The organism is Paenibacillus sp. NPDC093718 (genome assembly GCF_050279985.1).
In the GTDB taxonomy this organism is placed as follows: Bacteria; Bacillota; Bacilli; order Paenibacillales; family Paenibacillaceae; genus Paenibacillus_AQ.
The window spans coordinates 119,490-134,789 of the sequence record NZ_JBNNUS010000010.1 but is presented as its reverse complement, the minus strand read 5'-3'; the positions used below and the strand labels follow the sequence as shown (position 1 = coordinate 134,789).

12 protein-coding genes and 1 pseudogene are annotated in these 15,300 nt (G+C 42.6%); 8 read left to right on the top strand and 5 right to left on the bottom strand.

What is annotated here, in order from left to right; all coding sequences use genetic code 11:
- Positions 1–11: 11 nt before the first annotated feature.
- Entirely contained in the window at positions 12–1,517 is a 1,506-nt protein-coding gene (gene dndC, locus ACQKPA_RS25970) for a DNA phosphorothioation system sulfurtransferase DndC (protein WP_427495365.1), read from the bottom strand.
- Positions 1,507–2,601: a DNA sulfur modification protein DndB gene (gene dndB, locus ACQKPA_RS25965; RefSeq protein WP_427495364.1), complete on the bottom strand. Its 1,095-nt coding sequence runs from the start codon at positions 2,599–2,601 to the stop codon at positions 1,507–1,509. Before dndB ends, dndC begins: the two co-directional genes overlap by 11 nt.
- A gap of 464 nt (positions 2,602–3,065) precedes the next feature.
- Here dndB and ACQKPA_RS25960 point away from each other — a divergent pair, with 464 nt between their 5' ends.
- A complete protein-coding gene (locus ACQKPA_RS25960) occupies positions 3,066–3,548 on the top strand; it encodes a hypothetical protein (protein ID WP_427495363.1) in 483 nt (160 codons plus the stop codon).
- Positions 3,549–4,698: 1,150 nt separating this feature from the next.
- The gene (ltrA, locus tag ACQKPA_RS25955; protein ID WP_427495362.1) at positions 4,699–6,099 is read left to right on the top strand and encodes a group II intron reverse transcriptase/maturase; all 1,401 of its coding nucleotides are present in this window, start codon (positions 4,699–4,701) and stop codon (positions 6,097–6,099) included.
- Between the two features lie 67 nt (positions 6,100–6,166).
- On the opposite strand, the gene ACQKPA_RS25950 is transcribed toward ltrA, so the two are convergent.
- Positions 6,167–6,514, bottom strand: a complete 348-nt coding sequence (locus ACQKPA_RS25950; RefSeq protein WP_427495361.1) for a helix-turn-helix domain-containing protein — start codon at positions 6,512–6,514, stop codon at positions 6,167–6,169.
- Between the two features lie 275 nt (positions 6,515–6,789).
- Between ACQKPA_RS25950 and ACQKPA_RS25945 the strand changes: the two genes are divergently transcribed.
- Together ACQKPA_RS25945 and ACQKPA_RS25940 are read left to right on the top strand one after the other, a co-directional pair.
- A complete protein-coding gene (locus ACQKPA_RS25945; RefSeq protein WP_427495360.1) occupies positions 6,790–7,275 on the top strand; it encodes a hypothetical protein in 486 nt (161 codons plus the stop codon).
- 149 nt (positions 7,276–7,424) lie between these two features.
- Positions 7,425–8,009, top strand: a complete 585-nt coding sequence (locus ACQKPA_RS25940; RefSeq protein ID WP_427495359.1) for a hypothetical protein — start codon at positions 7,425–7,427, stop codon at positions 8,007–8,009.
- Between the two features lie 198 nt (positions 8,010–8,207).
- Here ACQKPA_RS25940 and ACQKPA_RS25935 read toward each other — a convergent pair whose 3' ends face one another.
- Positions 8,208–9,581, bottom strand: coding sequence for a helix-turn-helix domain-containing protein (locus tag ACQKPA_RS25935; RefSeq protein WP_427495358.1), 1,374 nt, complete (start codon positions 9,579–9,581; stop codon positions 8,208–8,210).
- A gap of 230 nt (positions 9,582–9,811) precedes the next feature.
- On the opposite strand from ACQKPA_RS25935, the gene ACQKPA_RS25930 reads away from it, so the two are divergent.
- The 4 genes and pseudogenes from ACQKPA_RS25930 to ACQKPA_RS25915 all read left to right on the top strand — a co-directional run.
- Positions 9,812–10,525 (top strand): nuclease-related domain-containing protein, encoded by a 714-nt coding sequence (locus tag ACQKPA_RS25930; RefSeq protein WP_427495357.1) that lies wholly within the window; start codon positions 9,812–9,814, stop codon positions 10,523–10,525.
- A 197-nt stretch (positions 10,526–10,722) separates the two neighbouring features.
- Complete coding sequence (locus ACQKPA_RS25925; protein ID WP_427495356.1) at positions 10,723–11,169, top strand: hypothetical protein; 447 nt, start codon at positions 10,723–10,725, stop codon at positions 11,167–11,169.
- Between the two features lie 1,042 nt (positions 11,170–12,211).
- The gene (locus tag ACQKPA_RS25920) at positions 12,212–13,399 is read left to right on the top strand and encodes an MFS transporter (protein ID WP_427495355.1); all 1,188 of its coding nucleotides are present in this window, start codon (positions 12,212–12,214) and stop codon (positions 13,397–13,399) included.
- Between the two features lie 32 nt (positions 13,400–13,431).
- Positions 13,432–13,548 (top strand): annotated as a pseudogene (locus tag ACQKPA_RS25915) (SF0329 family protein); the annotation flags it as partial.
- A gap of 49 nt (positions 13,549–13,597) precedes the next feature.
- Here the strand turns inward: ACQKPA_RS25915 and hcp are convergent.
- Entirely contained in the window at positions 13,598–15,283 is a 1,686-nt protein-coding gene (gene hcp / locus ACQKPA_RS25910) for a hydroxylamine reductase (RefSeq protein ID WP_427495354.1), read from the bottom strand.
- Positions 15,284–15,300: the final 17 nt, after the last annotated feature.

Below are 15,300 nucleotides of genomic sequence, written 5' to 3'. Positions count from 1 at the left end.
GAATCCACCTTCTATAGATGTAAGAAATCTTGTTTTAGCGTTTTGTCAAATGCTTGAAATAAACCTCTTCTTACTTTGACTCCCGAGTAATCCTTTTCGACAGAAATTAGCTGCTTGAGGAGGTTAAGGTTAACGCCTTCTTCTTGACAAAGTGTTTCTAAATCGGTTATTTGATCTTCTTTAAACACGGGACGATCGTCGTGATGCCAGTCATAAACTTCGCACGTTTCTTCTTCAACAATCTGTGGCAAACGATCTTCCCACTGAAGGTCATCATGCCAGTATTTCCGGATTGCTTTTAGTTCTTCGAATGTAATTAGTTCAATGGTAGGATCGTGAAGTTCACGAATCGCTTTTTGAGTACGTAGTAGTTTTCTTAATATTTCTTCACGAGCTCTAAGCGTAAATGGACCGACACCAAATCGTTTGTATTCACCATCATCGTCTTTAACATATATCTCAAGATCTTCGATTGTAGCAAGATTGATACTATTTTGTTTAATAAATTGTTTAATATTAGCTTTTTCAATGCTTTGATATTTTCCTGCTTCAATTTCTTCTTTCGTAACACCGCCTAAATTAGAAGTGAGATAAACCTCTCCGTTCATACGGTGCTTCTGTCTTTTGGTACGATCCTCTCTTATTTCTACCAAGAAGTTTCTGAAATCATATAGTGGGCGTAGCCAGTCAACGCCGTTATTTATGAACCCGCTCAATGCCTTGTCTTCATTGACGACAGTGCATGTCCAGCAGCCAAATCGACTGTTTCCACAAGAACCTGCACTTTCCTTCACTTCCTTATCAACGACTAGAGGGCATTCGCTACTGGAATCTTGATATAATTGTAATAACTCATTGTTATCGTCGCCCCAAGGCGATTCGTATTGGAGCAAAAATTCCCAGACATCATCGACTTTAAAAGCTCGAATAGGAGCAAATACAAAGGCATTACTTAAAGTAGAATGCCTCATTAACGTCTTACCTTCAATAGTATGTGACTGCATGACTGCAGCACGGGTTGAACTTTCCGAATCTCTTACACCAAGCAACATAACCACTTCACCGAACTGATCTACTTTATCTAAAATAAATCGGTTAGCAGGGTCAATTTTCAACCGATCAGTACACCATCTGAATTTCTGTCGAGGTGTGGGATACCCTTTTCCGATAATGGAAGCCCAAAAAGTCTGTTCTACTTTGGGACGGACTTTCTGCGTCTCAAACGGCAGACCAAGCTCAATGGCTTTCTGTTGAATACGTCCTAATGTTCTTGTAATTTTATCAATAATAAGAGGAGTTTCTACCAATGTGTCTGAGGAGATCACGTAAACTTTTTTGTTTAGGGCAGACGGATCAAGCTCAGATAATGCTTGAAAGACCAATTGCACCACTGCGGTGGAATCCTTACCACCACTAAATCCTACAACCCAGGGCCGCTTATCTGATTGATATACTTCTTTGACTAATTCTTTTGCTTCTATGAATTTACTATCGGTATTAAATATATTAAGTTCCAAGAGGAGATGCCTCCTTTAGTTTATCTTCAATTTTCTGTTCTTGTTCTGTGAGAGGTAGTCCAATTTTACTTTTTATAATATTGGCTGTTAACTGAACTGTCTCGTTGTTTTTGTTAATGCGGCCCGTATGACTATAAGCACGACCTTGCCAATCTTCTTTGTTATCTCGAAGCCAGTCAATATGCTCTAGCTTCTTAATATATTTTTGCCATTCGTCAGGTTGATAGAAATAGAGATAGTGTCCAATAATACCAATAGCTTCTAAAAAAATGCCGTGAGCAACAATAGAGTTTGCCCGTAAATCTCTAGGAGATGTTTTCTTTTTAAGGACCTCTTGCCATTCCGAAATCGTAGCGCATAGAAGATTCCAGAATTGATTTACGAACTCTTTTTCTTGGTCGGATATCATTTCGCCTTTTCGTTTACCTAGCAGACGACAGTTGGTATTGAATATATGATTTAATGCAAACAACTTGGGAGAGTTTTTAGACAGATTTACTTTTTCACGGTCAGTATATCGATCTAGCAAAGGAATATTCGCAATTAGTCCTTTGGTAATCAACGATAATTGGTCACGATGATCATATAGAATGCCGATGGAAGATGTTGTATTGACAGCATGCCGATTCAGATCAGAAAACATCTGCTGGGAGCGGGAAAGTCCCAAGTCGTGAAAAAAGACCACAGAAATTGTTTCATCGCCAAGTTCTGGGGCAATCTTTAGAGCTTCTTCAATCGCAGCTCGACGATGTTGACCATCATTGATTAGAAATTTCGAATCAAGTGAGATTAAAAGATATCCTATATCTTTAAGTTCTTTAGTATGTTCCTGAAAAATCATTTCGCCGTCAACGGATGCTGTAAGAGATGAAAATATGTAGTCTTTGGGGTTTTCAAGAATATAGTTCGTTATATCCGGAATCCTTGATCTATTCATCAGACGTTGGGCGCGATGTTCTGCAGGAATTTCTTCCTCGTCAAACAGAAAGATTTTAGGAATCAGCCTAAGTGGACACATTACCGTATAGTATTCTCTTCCAGCTTGAATGCCACGAAGAGCAGGGAAACTATAACTAAAGTTCATGGTATTACATTCTCCTTAATTACGTACGTAATTTTTAATGAACGTAATTTGATTTTACTCGAATGAGAACGGATCTTCAACAAAAAATAAAATGATTAATGATATAGATTATAGATAGTGCTTAGTCCAAATAGATAGAAACACTGAAGGACTGCAGACATTATGGGTAAGTGCGTGTACAGTGTATTCTCGAATCTACAGTATATAGAGAGATGGAAATGAGAATCCAAGGACATATCTCGAGGAGGTTGATGGAAGCGAGTATCGAAAAACTTCTCTGTATATTGGGAGAGCATCATAAGGAGGCCCACGGCATTCTGGAGGCGGAGCCAAAGAACAAAGACTGGGCTTTCCGTTGCCGGGGTGCATTGCCGGGATGAAGGATGATGCTACGAAAGGAAATTTATAAAAAATGAACATAATCAGCCAACTTGATGAGCTTTTGGGGCAATGGAGAATTCACGGTGCATGCACTGAGAGCATTTTCATTGCGGACGGGCTCGTGGACGAGGCAGCGTGGTTTAAGCTCATGGCTTAAATTGATGGTGCTGCTGAAAGAGGTTAATTCGCCAGATGCCGGGTGGGATCTGCAGCAGTTTGTAAGAGAGAAGGAATATTTTAAAAAAAGAAGTACCTGGCCAGTATTCCTTCGTTGGACGTGCGGAATTCTGCATGGATTCCCGGAATATGATGAAGTCGAGCAGCGTTATGAAGACGTGAAGGAGGAAGCCGACGAGTTCCTTCGAAAGGTCTATTTTGCAAATGTAAAAAAGATTGCAGGTGGTGTAAAGGCTAATCATACAGATGTCGAGCATCACATGCAGGAAACTGGCGAGCTTCTTCTTAAACAAATCAGGATCGTCAATCCCGACCTGGTTCTGTGCTGCGGCGATGTCATATTCCAAGGTGTCCATCAGTTATTGAAAAGAGTGGGCCCACACATTTGAGCTTAAGCAGACTTCGGGCGGCTTGGAGTACATAATGTTGGCTGACACCAAACGGTCTTTATTCTTTACCATCACCCGAACGCCTATTATCCAAGAGCGATGTCTTACACTTATTTAATGAATGAAGTTCAGAATATCCTCAAATCTTAAACTGGAAACTCACAACAAAAAGAGGATCTTTCTATGTCTCCTTCAATTCCCTCTCATACGTCTCGATCAAACCCGAAGCCTTAACAGGAAGCGCCCTTGCTAGTGCCGTAATCGTTAGTAAAGTAGGCGCTTTTTCTCCGTTCTCCAGCTACTAGTATAAGACCAATCAACACCGTAATAGAGGCTCGGCTCATCTTAGGTGAGATTATTTTCTTTGCGAATTTTTCGAAGAGCTCTGCCGAAGGCGAGTACTCTAATTTATCACTATGATTATTATAAACCCTTAGTGGAAGCAGGCTGCTTTTACCAAGATACGATTCTTCTTCATATCAGTTGCTCCAAGAATACATGAATTTATCCGTGCATTTCTTGGACAAAAACCTGCTTCACGTCAGTTTATTGCTATGCAACAGGGCACTAGAATCCAAGCTAAACGCTTTATATAAGGCAGGAGAGAAGGCAGCTAATTTAAAATATTTTAGTATAATAGTTAGCTTCTAATCGATTTTATAATTTTGGTGATAACTCTAAAAAAAAGCTGATCGGACTCCGATCAGCTTTTTTTTTTAACTATTGTGCGCCCGGCATGGGCGATAACTTGGCGGTGAAAGTCCGCTACAGGCTTGGCAGTAGGAACTGTTAGCCAAAGGCAAGGGTGTCGGCCGTGAGGCCGAATCTGAAGGAAGCCGGAGGCAAACCCTCGGTCTGACGAACAGAAATCACATAGAAGGCATGATGGGACGGACGAGCTTGCAATGCAAAGTAAAGTCCAATACTGCCCGAATTCCATCATGTAGATGTGGCAGATGGATGAGGGGAAGGTTATCGCTCTTACCCGGGGAGATCTCACTGACGTCAAGTAGGAAAAAAAATCCGAAAGATGGAGTAAAGCTTGTAGTGAGAAGTCAGCAGAGACCATAGTACCGAAAGAAAAAAATCTTTTCGGGAAGGGCCGAACAATCGTAAGTCTTGAGTACATACAGGAAGGAGAGCCGGTGCAATGAAAGCAGAATACCGAAAGGGCTGCCTGCAAAGGGATAGTGTGGAACACGAAGAGCATGCAGGAGCGCAGAGCATCGACACTCGGGAGAGTAGAGAAAGGGACGGTGCAATCGACTTGCTGGAAAGAATACTGAGCAGGGACAACCTGAACAAGGCCTATAAGCAGGTCAAGCGCAATCACGGAGCACCGGGAATCGACGGAATGACGGTCGAGGCGGCATTGCCGTGGCTGCGGGAAAACAGAGACGAACTCTTGCAAAGCATCCGGGAGGGTCGATATAAGCCGAGCCCGGTACGACGCAAGGAAATCCTCAAACCAGATGGAAGCGGAGTAAGAAAGCTCGGCATTCCCACGGTCGTGGATCGCATCATCCAGCAAGCCATCGCCCAGCAATTGCAACCGCGGTTTGAGCCGCTTTTCTCGGATGGAAGCTACGGCTACCGCCCAGGTCGGAGCGCGCAACAGGCGATCCGAAAAGTGAAAGCTTATGCGGAGCAGGGATGGGGCCACGCAGTAGAAATTGACCTCTCGAAGTACTTCGACACACTGAACCATGAGCTGTTGATGACCCTCTTGCGCAAACAAATCGAGGACAAGCGCGTAACCAACCTGATTAAAAGGTACCTGAAAAGCGGAGTCATGGAAAACGGGGTACGCCGCGAAACAGAAGAAGGCTCTCCTCAGGGTGGCCCTTTGTCGCCGTTATTGGCCAACATCTATTTGAACGAATTCGATCAGGAGATGAAAAGTCGAGGAGTGATCGTCATTCGTTATGCAGATGACATCGTGGTACTGGCGAGAAGCAAACGGGCGGCAACGCGGCTACAGGAATCCTGCCGGACGTACCTGGAGAACAAGCTGAGGCTCAAGATGAATACGCAGAAAAGCAAGGTAGTTAGCGTAGTGGCGCAGAAGCATTTCAAATTCCTCGGTTTTGCTTTGGGGAAGAACGGAAGCGGCGTGTATATCCGCGTACATCGGCAATCCCTGGCAAAGGCAAAGAGAAAGCTGAAAGAGCTAACGAGGCGGAGTCAAGGCAGGAATGCGAGGCAGGTGATGGAGAACGTAAAGGTCTACATTCGGGGATGGATCGGTTATTTTTATGTAGCCGACATGAAACGAATCCTGCAAAGCTGGAATGAATGGATGCGAAGGCGGATGCGCATGTACATCTGGAAGCAATGGAAGAAGCCGAGAACAAAGGTACAAAACCTGCGGAAGCTGGGAGTACCAGAGTGGCAGGCCTATTCATGGGGAAACACCCGGCTGGGCTACTGGCGCATTGCGGGAAGTGCGATACTGCACCGCGCTGTTACAAACGAAAAGCTCGCACAGGCAGGGTATTATGACTTCCCTGCTCAGTACGAGCGACTACGTCAATTGCACTTAAACGGTTGAACCGCCGTATACCGAACGGTACGTACGGTGGTGTGAGAGGTCGGCTACTCAACTAATGGGTAGCCTCCTACTCGATTCCATCAATCCGCCGAAAAATTTCAATTAGTATATTTCGGACCATCTCAATATCTTTCGGGTCTCGTTCTCTTAGTAAAGAAATAATATCTTTCATACCCGATTCCTCTGGCAGTTCTTCTTGTTCTTTCAAATATGTAAAAAGCTCATACACTCCAACATCTAATGCACTGGCAATCTTCGCCAGATTCTTCATGGAAACATTACGCTCGGCTCGTTCAATAAATCCTATATAACTTATATTGAAGCCAGCCTTTTCTGCCAATGCTTCTTGAGATAATCCTCTTAATTTACGAAGATCCTTTATACGTGCTCCGACTAATTTTAGGACATCAGGCATTTTTACACCTCTCTTTAATAGAAGTGTAGGGAATGTTTTGATTCGCAATAATACATAGATAATAAGTTATTTGAATAAATTACTACTATACGGTAATATTGTATGTAGTTTGTATTTATTTATGCATCCTAAGTGAGTATTTATTTCTATATGTTTACTCTTTTTGATCAACTGAGCTAGAAATACTTTTTATGCATCTGCAATTTTGGAAAGACCATTAAAGGAATTCAGTCGCAGCTGGGGTATCGCCAATAACGGATTAGGAGCTGACGTATGTGAATCATTTAACCTCCATCGATGAATGCAGAGATAGCAAAGATAGGCTGTTAAAAATTCAGGAATCCTCTATTCATTCCAAATTAATGATTAAGATGCAGCATTACGTACAGATCTATATGAACTCAGCAGCCCGGTTGATGCATCCGACCTCTGCTCATGTATGTATCTTGTTTAGTGATCGCGCTTTAGGATGCATGCTCAAGGCATTGTATATGAAGGAGAATAATTGCATGTTTTCTCCATCTTCCTTTTCGCTTCAGGATGTCATCCAGCTAACGGGACAGAATTCTATCCTGGATTTGGATAAGGTGATGTTTATTCATACTCTTAAATTTGTGGTCAGCTGCAATGATGTTTCAATTTTTCAACACATGGACGCCTCGCAACTTAAGAAGCTTCTGAACCGCGTGGACGATGCGCTGATTCACCTATCGGGTAGAGTGGCATCCAATCCTTCCGAGTTGTATCGCTCGATTTTTTAATGGTATGCATTAAATATTGAAAGCATGTTGAAACAAGAAATCATTATACGTAGATACTGGAGGTATCTTCATGTTCATTCAACTTGAATTCTGAAGTTATTCCCGGATATATGGTTGTCGTGTAAATTAAAAATATGAGGGGGATTTCGATGGATGTCAGAGAGTTCATGAAATGTTTTCAAGAAAGGTATTCTGATGTAGATAGATATGAGCTTGCAGAACATCGAGATATTAGAGATTTTGAAGATAGATTAGGGGTGAAACTACCACTATCGTTTTGTATTTTTCTAAGTGAATTTTCTAATGGGATTTTTTTACTTGATTGTGAACCTATCGGCGGGATTAGTGAGAACTCGCCTTGTGGGGCAATATGTAAAAGCCATGTGATTCTTCCGGATCTCCCAGATAAAATATACATTCGAGAGACAGATGAGCTCATTGATTCCAATCGTCTTATTTCCTTTACTATGTTTGATGCTGTTGAGAACTCTAATGATCACTGGGTTTTCCTATGTGAGGAAGGAATCCCTAATAACGAGTACAGATTAGGGTTTATCAGTCAAAATTCAAAGGTCATTGTAAAAACATTACCTTGTTTTGAAGAATGGTTGACCGTATTTTGGAATCATGACGACTACGATGAACATGCTGTGCCGGTATTCTATACGTTTTATCCAACGTTTGATGAAAGATTCGAAATCTTAAATAATTTAGTACATGTCATATTAAATTAAGAATTAACGGAAGTTGGTACCGTCAAAATCGAGGACTTAAAATGAAGAACCTAGGCTATACAACATTCATTAGCCTAGGTTCTTTCTCCGTTCTCTATTTTTCTATAATCAGATCAATCAACTCGCGAATAGATGTTAAATTCATCGTGGGAGCATACGGCTGCAGTTAAGCTACCTTAACACAAGGCCCCTGCGAAGCTAACGATGAATAAGAGTACCGCTATCTTTTAACTTATCTCGTATTGCAGCATATCTTTCTAGATCGTCATGATTTAGCTTAGAATGTATATGCTCAATGGTTGTGCAGCATCTTACGATGTTGATCGCATTATTGTTGGTGTATGAGAATTCTAAACTATCCAGTATATACTTTGAGCCTTTTTGAATGTTATCCTTCCGTATATAATACGTACCGACATCGGTAAGGAAATTAGCAAAGCGGTCATCCATTATATGATCGGTATAACTGCCAACGGATTCTCGTCGATTGAGATGATCCCTGATCAGATTCTCAAATCTTTCGAGATATTCATCAATTTCAAAACGATACATGTTAGCTGCTTGAATGATTTTAAATAAAGCTCTTAGTATTTCGTTCTCCCTGGAAGAGATATACTCGATGTATGATTCTAGTACTTCTATGTTACCTTTCATTAGTTCATATAGATAACGGTTCCCTCTAGCCCATTCCTGGAACTGCTCTTTGGTTCGTTCGGCAGTTTCATCTGATTCTATAATCCAGGTTTGATCCTCATAACAGGATAAATAATAAAGTGCTTGATCATAATCATCGTTATCTGCGGCTATGGAGCCTAACAGCAGATCGGAGTATAAAATATATCCAAACAACGGTTTGGCTGGCTCTATAGGTTTCCTATGAGGTCTGTTTTTATTATGTTTTTGTGCGTACAGCATTCTGGAGATGCGCCCCATTTCCTGAGCATAGTACTTTGCTTTATTCCTTTTATTTAGGGACAACAACGTGTTAGTTAAATCTTTTAAAGCATCTAATTGTACCCCTTCAGGAAGTCGTTTGACATAAGCTTCAAATTGTATGGTACAGTTCAGATTATGTTCCTGATCCGAGTTTAGGGAGCAAGTAAATATCCTGTATTGACACAAACCTAATCGTTCAGCATGCTGGTGTTTTTCACTTTCGGCGACTTTTTTGTATATGATCAGAGCAGCTTCCCGATTTCCCTTGTGAAATAGTGCTTCAGCGCTATCAAAGAGTAGGGATGAATAAGTTGGGTTATCGATGATCAAATCAACAGCCTGATCGATGCAGTAGAGTTTCCCTAGCTCGGCACATCGCATGATAAAGGGGCCAAGTCGCCTCCAGTTCGGAGTTGACTCATTTACATATAGAGAATAAAAATAGCCTTCTTCCAGATTCATGGCTTTCGTAATTAAATCAAGACTTGAAACGGAGAGGGGCTGGTTCCCATTGATAAAGCGGCTGAGGGTTCCCGAATTGATTCCCGATTTAGTTGCAAAAGAGGAAATGCTGAGTTTTTCCTTCTCTAAGTAACGTAATAGCTCCGTACTGATCGTTCTGTCTGTAGGTACCAAAGATATTCGCCTCCAGATCCATATACCATATTTAGGGAAATGACTTATATAAGTAAGTTAAAGTATAAATATACGATGGGTCAATAACTTTGTAGTATGATTAGGGAGGCATTCTAAAATAAAGGGGAGAACGCAGCTAGTCATTAATTCTACTGAATGGAGTATACAGAGGAGTACATCGCCTCTTAATAAACGGATCGAGTAAATTACATATAGAACGGAGCTTTCTTATGTTTGAAAAATTAAAATCCTTGTTCAAATCCTCTGATAAGCCAAAGAAAAAGCCGGCTCAACATACGAATAAAACTAAAACATCAGGAAACAACGCTAAACCCAAGGTTCAACCTACCCGTATTGGTGAGCTGGGTGAGCATAAGATTAATATTCAACTAGACCAACTCCCCAAAGGATGTAGATATGTAAATGATTTAATGGTGACGAATTCGAAGTCCCGAACGTGCTATTCGCAGATCGACCATGTAGTGATCACGCCACAAGGATTGTTTGTCATCGAGGCGAAGAACTACACGGGAGAGATTAAGGGAACAAGAGAGAATAAGTCATGGACGGTAAGTAATCGGTTTAAAATGTATAATCCCTTTATGCAAAATTACGGCCATATTCAAGCGATCAAAAGTTTGCTCCCTGACTACCAAAAGAGTCGGTTCATCTCACTGGTTTCTTTTACAATGCGCTGTAGATTCAGCGTAGATCCGGAGCTGAGAAAAATCCAATCGGACGAACTGATTGTGTACGATGTTGAGCTTTCCGAATATATTCAGCGCAAAATGAATCGGATTCAAGCGGAGAAGGTGGACGCCGTTCTTACGGAAGCTGATATTCAGAAGATCTATCAATCATTGATTGAGGCGAACATCACTGATCCGAAGATTCGAGCTGAGCATGTGGAAAAGGTGGGGAATGCTGGGAGGGCGAAGAAATGATTTTTAAGTTCACTGTTTACCTGCATTACTAAAACTGTTGTTCCTCCAACTTTCTCCTAATCTAAGTTAAAATCTACCTGTAGCGCCCCCTTGCTGATGCAAGTAGGCGCTTTTTATTTGTCCCCACTAAGATCTCATGTAACTTAATGGTGACTTATTACGTTATAAGAATTACCAACTAAAATTTGAGGTTTATAATGAGAAAAAAATTTATCTTTATTGTTTTATTTTTTTGTATCATGTCGCTGACTACTTCTTGTAGTAGTTCAGAAGAAGAGATATCTCCAGATAAAGAAGAACAGATAAAACCGGAGTTTAAGATTCAATTGAAAGACGTTGCTACTGTCGTTATTGTAGGTTCTCAAGGAAATCGATCGGAAATTACTGATCCGGATGACATACGTTTTTTTATCAACCTCATAAACTCTGATTATCAAGCGGAAAGTCCAGGAGCAGTAAATGATGTGGGATATCGCGAGGTTATAATTAGCATGAAAGACGGTAAGGAGATAAATCTAATTTTCGGAGGGAATGGACATTACTTTGTCGTCTCGGAAACAAACTTTGCATACTTTCTTAAACCGAATCAATCCACTAACGATTTAAGGGACCTAGTTGAACGAACTGAGAAAGAAAATAAGTGAGACGGGGCTGACCCTAATTTCAAATCGTAATTTTAAAACCCACTTAAAACCTATTTTCTTTCTAAAGGACCTCAGATTCCACTTTGCTGTGGAGTTGAGGTCCTGTTGTTTGCTAATTGGAATGTTCTATATCATATTATCCCTGTGGGCACAGCTCATGTGGCTGTTACGTACTCTTATTTCCCCTCAAATACCCAGTTATATGTATATCGACTTCAATATGGGACATTGAGTAAAGCTCTTCAATTAATGGGGGATAAGGGAGTTCACATTGATTCAAAGGGTAAAGTACATCAGTACTGGAAGAACTTCAGAGACGAAGGCGGCTGGGATCTGACAGAGGGAATATTCACCTGGAATACAAAGACCAATAAGTACAAAGGTTCAGGAAAATACGTGCGACAGAGTTAATCCTAAGGAGATATAGTGCATGTGGTATGTTGCGCACTGTTGATCAGAAAAGACTAAGGCGAAGCCCGTGGGAGTAAACTGGGGGATATCGGCAGGCTATTCCACCAAATACAAATGCAATTACTAATTGGTGTGGAATCCTTCGTTCCGCTCGGTCTTCCCATAGGCTTCACTAAACTCGCCTTCCGTAAAACTGGAGGATGGGGATCGTAATGAAGGTACATCAAAAATTGACATACCCACTTAATATTCTCTTCCTCTTAGCAGGCGTCCATTTTTCGGAAATAAATTGAATTAAAAGGCTCCGAGCCTAGTGATATGCTCCCCTTTAAGTAGATAGGTGAAGAAACCGACTGCTAAGGGGAGTTTTCTTTATTCAAAACCGAATCCAGTTAGTGATGGAGCATCACATTAATCTAGTAATCAAGAGAACTTCCCTTAACTTCAGGGGCGTTCTCTTTTTAATGTAGATACTTTTATCCATGTATATCAAAAAGATTCATCCCGTATATGTTTTTCATATTTTTAATATAGATAGCCACATGCTAACATATACAAATGCAGATTGAGGGGGGACTGTTATTCAGTTTCCGATTCATGGTTTTTATCCATTCGATATAGGTGGTCCTAAATGTTAAAAAAGTCAGCGTTTCCATTACTACTGCTCAACATGTTTCTCGCTAATCTAAGTATGGGTCTTGTCATTCCGATCATACCGGAACTTCTTGAGCAGTTTACTGCAAGCGGACAGGCAGCGGGCTATTTGGTCTCCTGCTTCGGCCTGACCCAGTTTCTGTTCTCACCCCTTGCTGGTAATTTGTCAGATCGATATGGCCGTAAACCCATGATTATCATAGGTTTGATCTTGTTCGCCATCTCTAACCTGCTCGCAGCGTTCGCGGGCGATCTAACTTTATTATTCGTATCGCGATTGATTGGCGGAATAGGCTCAGCAGCCTTAATCCCGTCTATTATTGCTTATATTGCCGACATTACAGCAGATGAGCAGCGCAGCAAGGCCATGTCATGGTTAGGTGCGTCGATGACTTCCGGGTTTATTATTGGTCCGGGTGTCGGCGGATTGCTTGCGGAATGGGGCATCAAGATGCCCTTCTATGTGTCCGCATGTGTTGGGCTGCTGGCCATGGTTTGCAGTCTATGGGGATTGCCTGAATCGCTGTCGGCGGACATTCGCCGGATGCGTCATCAAGTGAAGGAGAAGAGGGAAAATGTATTCCGACAAATCGTGCTTTCGGTTCGGTCTCGCTATTTTGTCCTGTTGCTCATTGTGTTCGCCATGACCTTCGGTTTAACGCATTTTGAAGCGATTTTCCCGCTTTTTGTCGTACAAGTCTACGGATTCACGATGCGTCAAATCGCTATACTGCTTACCGTATGTTCGCTCATCGGCACGTTGAATCAATTGTTGTTCACCGACCGGATCACACGACGATTCGGAGAAAAACGAATCATCGTTGCCATGCTATTGTTATCGGCAGTATCCCTTGTATTCCTATTATTCTCAGGCCATTTCTACTATGTCATGGTAGTCACGATGTTGTTCTTTACGTTCAATAATATATTGCGTCCCACGATCAATACGCTGCTGTCCAGAGTGGCCGGGGATGAACAGGGATTTGTTGCAGGGATGAATAACGCTTATACGAGTCTCGGTACGATATTTGGACCGATGCTGGCAGGTATTTTGTTTGAAGTCCACTTTAACTTGCCCTATCTGTTTGGCGGATTCGTACTGCTAGTGAGCAGCATTTTCACGGGAAGTCGATTGAGAAGTATACTATCTGTTCAACGCGGCTGATGTGCTCTCATCCTCCACAATAACAAGAACAGTTGTCTTTGGTGGACAGACGCGTTGGCAAAAAGTGAATCATAAATATGAGCGAGAAAATGAAGTTAAAGCATCCCATTGTGCAGTTTTTTTATGAACTACGGCGCAGTACCCTATGAAAATACTGGATCTTAAGAAAAAGAATGCCCCGGTGAGGGCATTCTTTTTTTAGGCACCAAGGAACATGTTCATGTCATCTTCCACATTGGTAATGCCGCCGATGCCGAAGTTTTCCACGAGGACTTTGGCAACGTTAGGCGACAGGAATGCAGGGAGCGTAGGGCCCAGATGAATGTTTTTAACGCCAAGATAAAGCAGGGCAAGCAGTACGATCACCGCTTTTTGCTCATACCAGGCAATGTTATAGGAAATCGGCAGATCATTAATATCCTCAAGGCCGAATACTTCCTTCAGCTTCAATGCAATCACGACCAGGGAGTAAGAATCATTGCATTGACCAGCGTCCAGGACCCGCGGAATCCCGCCGATCTCGCCTAGATCCAGTTTATTGTATTTGTATTTGGCACAGCCTGCAGTTAGAATGACCGTGTCTGTTGGAAGTTCAGCCGCAAAATCGGTGTAATAGTTGCGGGATTTCATCCGTCCATCGCAGCCGGCCATGACGAAGAAGCGGCGGATCGCGCCGGATTTCACGGCATCGACGACTTGATCGGCCACGTTCATCACAGCGGCATGAGCGAAACCGCCGATGATTTCACCGGTTTCAAGTTCCGTTGGAGCGGGGCATCCTTTCGCTTGCGCGATCAGTGCGGAGAAGTCTTTGGGAGCACCGTCTTTTCCTTCTGGAATATGGCGGACACCCGGAAACCCCGTGTTGCCTGTTGTATAGATACGGTCCTTATAACTGTCTTTCGGCGGAACGATACAGTTGGTCGTCATTAATATCGGTCCGTTAAAAGCTGCGAATTCGCTATTCTGCTTCCACCACGCATTCCCGTAGTTGCCTACAAAATGCTCATATTTCTTGAATGCCGGATAATAGTGGGCAGGCAGCATTTCACTGTGCGTGTACACGTCCACGCCGGTTCCTTCCGTCTGCTTCAGCAGCTCCTCCAAATCCTTCAGATCATGGCCGCTGATGAGAATGCCGGGCCGGTTGCTTACCCCGATATTGACCTTCGTAATTTCCGGATTTCCGTAAACCGAGGTGTTCGCTTCATCAAGCATCGCCATGGCGTTTACGCCGTATTTACCGGTTTCCATCGTCAAAGCTACGAGATCCTGCACTTCAAGGCTGTCGTCAAGCGTGGCGGCAAGTGCACGGCGCATAAAACGGTTTAATTCGTTATCATCCTTCTCCAGATGAAGCGCGTGGTACGTATAAGCAGCCATCCCCTTCAAGCCGTAAGTAATCAATTCGCGCAGCGAGCGGATGTCTTCATTGCGGGTCGAGAGGACACCAACCGTACGTGCTTTTTCATCAAAAGAAGCTTCGTTATCCGCTTGCCAGACGGCAGCATCAGGGAGATTGGCGGTTCCTTCCGGATATTGTTCGTTATAATAGGTGAGCACCTCGCCGCGGAGCTCGATCGCTTCCCGGATTCTTCCCACAAAAACCTCGCGGTCAAAGTTGGCGTTCGTTATCGTTGCAAACAAGGAGTCCATCATAAACAGCGATACGCGCTGTTCAAGCACCTCCGGCAGCCGGACATCCAGACTGAGAAAAGAGATACCTTTCAGCAGATAAATCAGCAAATCCTGTAGGTTTGCCACATCATGCGGTTTGCCGCATACTCCGACAATGGTGCAGCCTGTTCCTTTGGACGCTTCCTGGCATTGAAAGCAGAACATGGACGGCTGATGCTGTAAGGTCTCTTGGGCGTTGTTATTCATTATTTTCTCCTCCAATT

What these genes read in the sequence shown, in the direction of transcription:
- ACQKPA_RS25940 (WP_427495359.1), top strand. Translation starts at nt 7,425, where the DNA reads ATGGATGTCAGAGAGTTCATGAAATGTTTTCAAGAAAGGTATTCTGAT.
- ACQKPA_RS25925 (WP_427495356.1), top strand. Translation starts at nt 10,723, where the DNA reads ATGAGAAAAAAATTTATCTTTATTGTTTTATTTTTTTGTATCATGTCG.
- dndB (WP_427495364.1), bottom strand. Translation starts at nt 2,601, where the DNA reads ATGAACTTTAGTTATAGTTTCCCTGCTCTTCGTGGCATTCAAGCTGGA.
- hcp (WP_427495354.1), bottom strand. Translation starts at nt 15,283, where the DNA reads ATGAATAACAACGCCCAAGAGACCTTACAGCATCAGCCGTCCATGTTC.
- ltrA (WP_427495362.1), top strand. Translation starts at nt 4,699, where the DNA reads ATGAAAGCAGAATACCGAAAGGGCTGCCTGCAAAGGGATAGTGTGGAA.
- ACQKPA_RS25920 (WP_427495355.1), top strand. Translation starts at nt 12,212, where the DNA reads ATGTTAAAAAAGTCAGCGTTTCCATTACTACTGCTCAACATGTTTCTC.
- ACQKPA_RS25930 (WP_427495357.1), top strand. Translation starts at nt 9,812, where the DNA reads ATGTTTGAAAAATTAAAATCCTTGTTCAAATCCTCTGATAAGCCAAAG.
- ACQKPA_RS25950 (WP_427495361.1), bottom strand. Translation starts at nt 6,514, where the DNA reads ATGCCTGATGTCCTAAAATTAGTCGGAGCACGTATAAAGGATCTTCGT.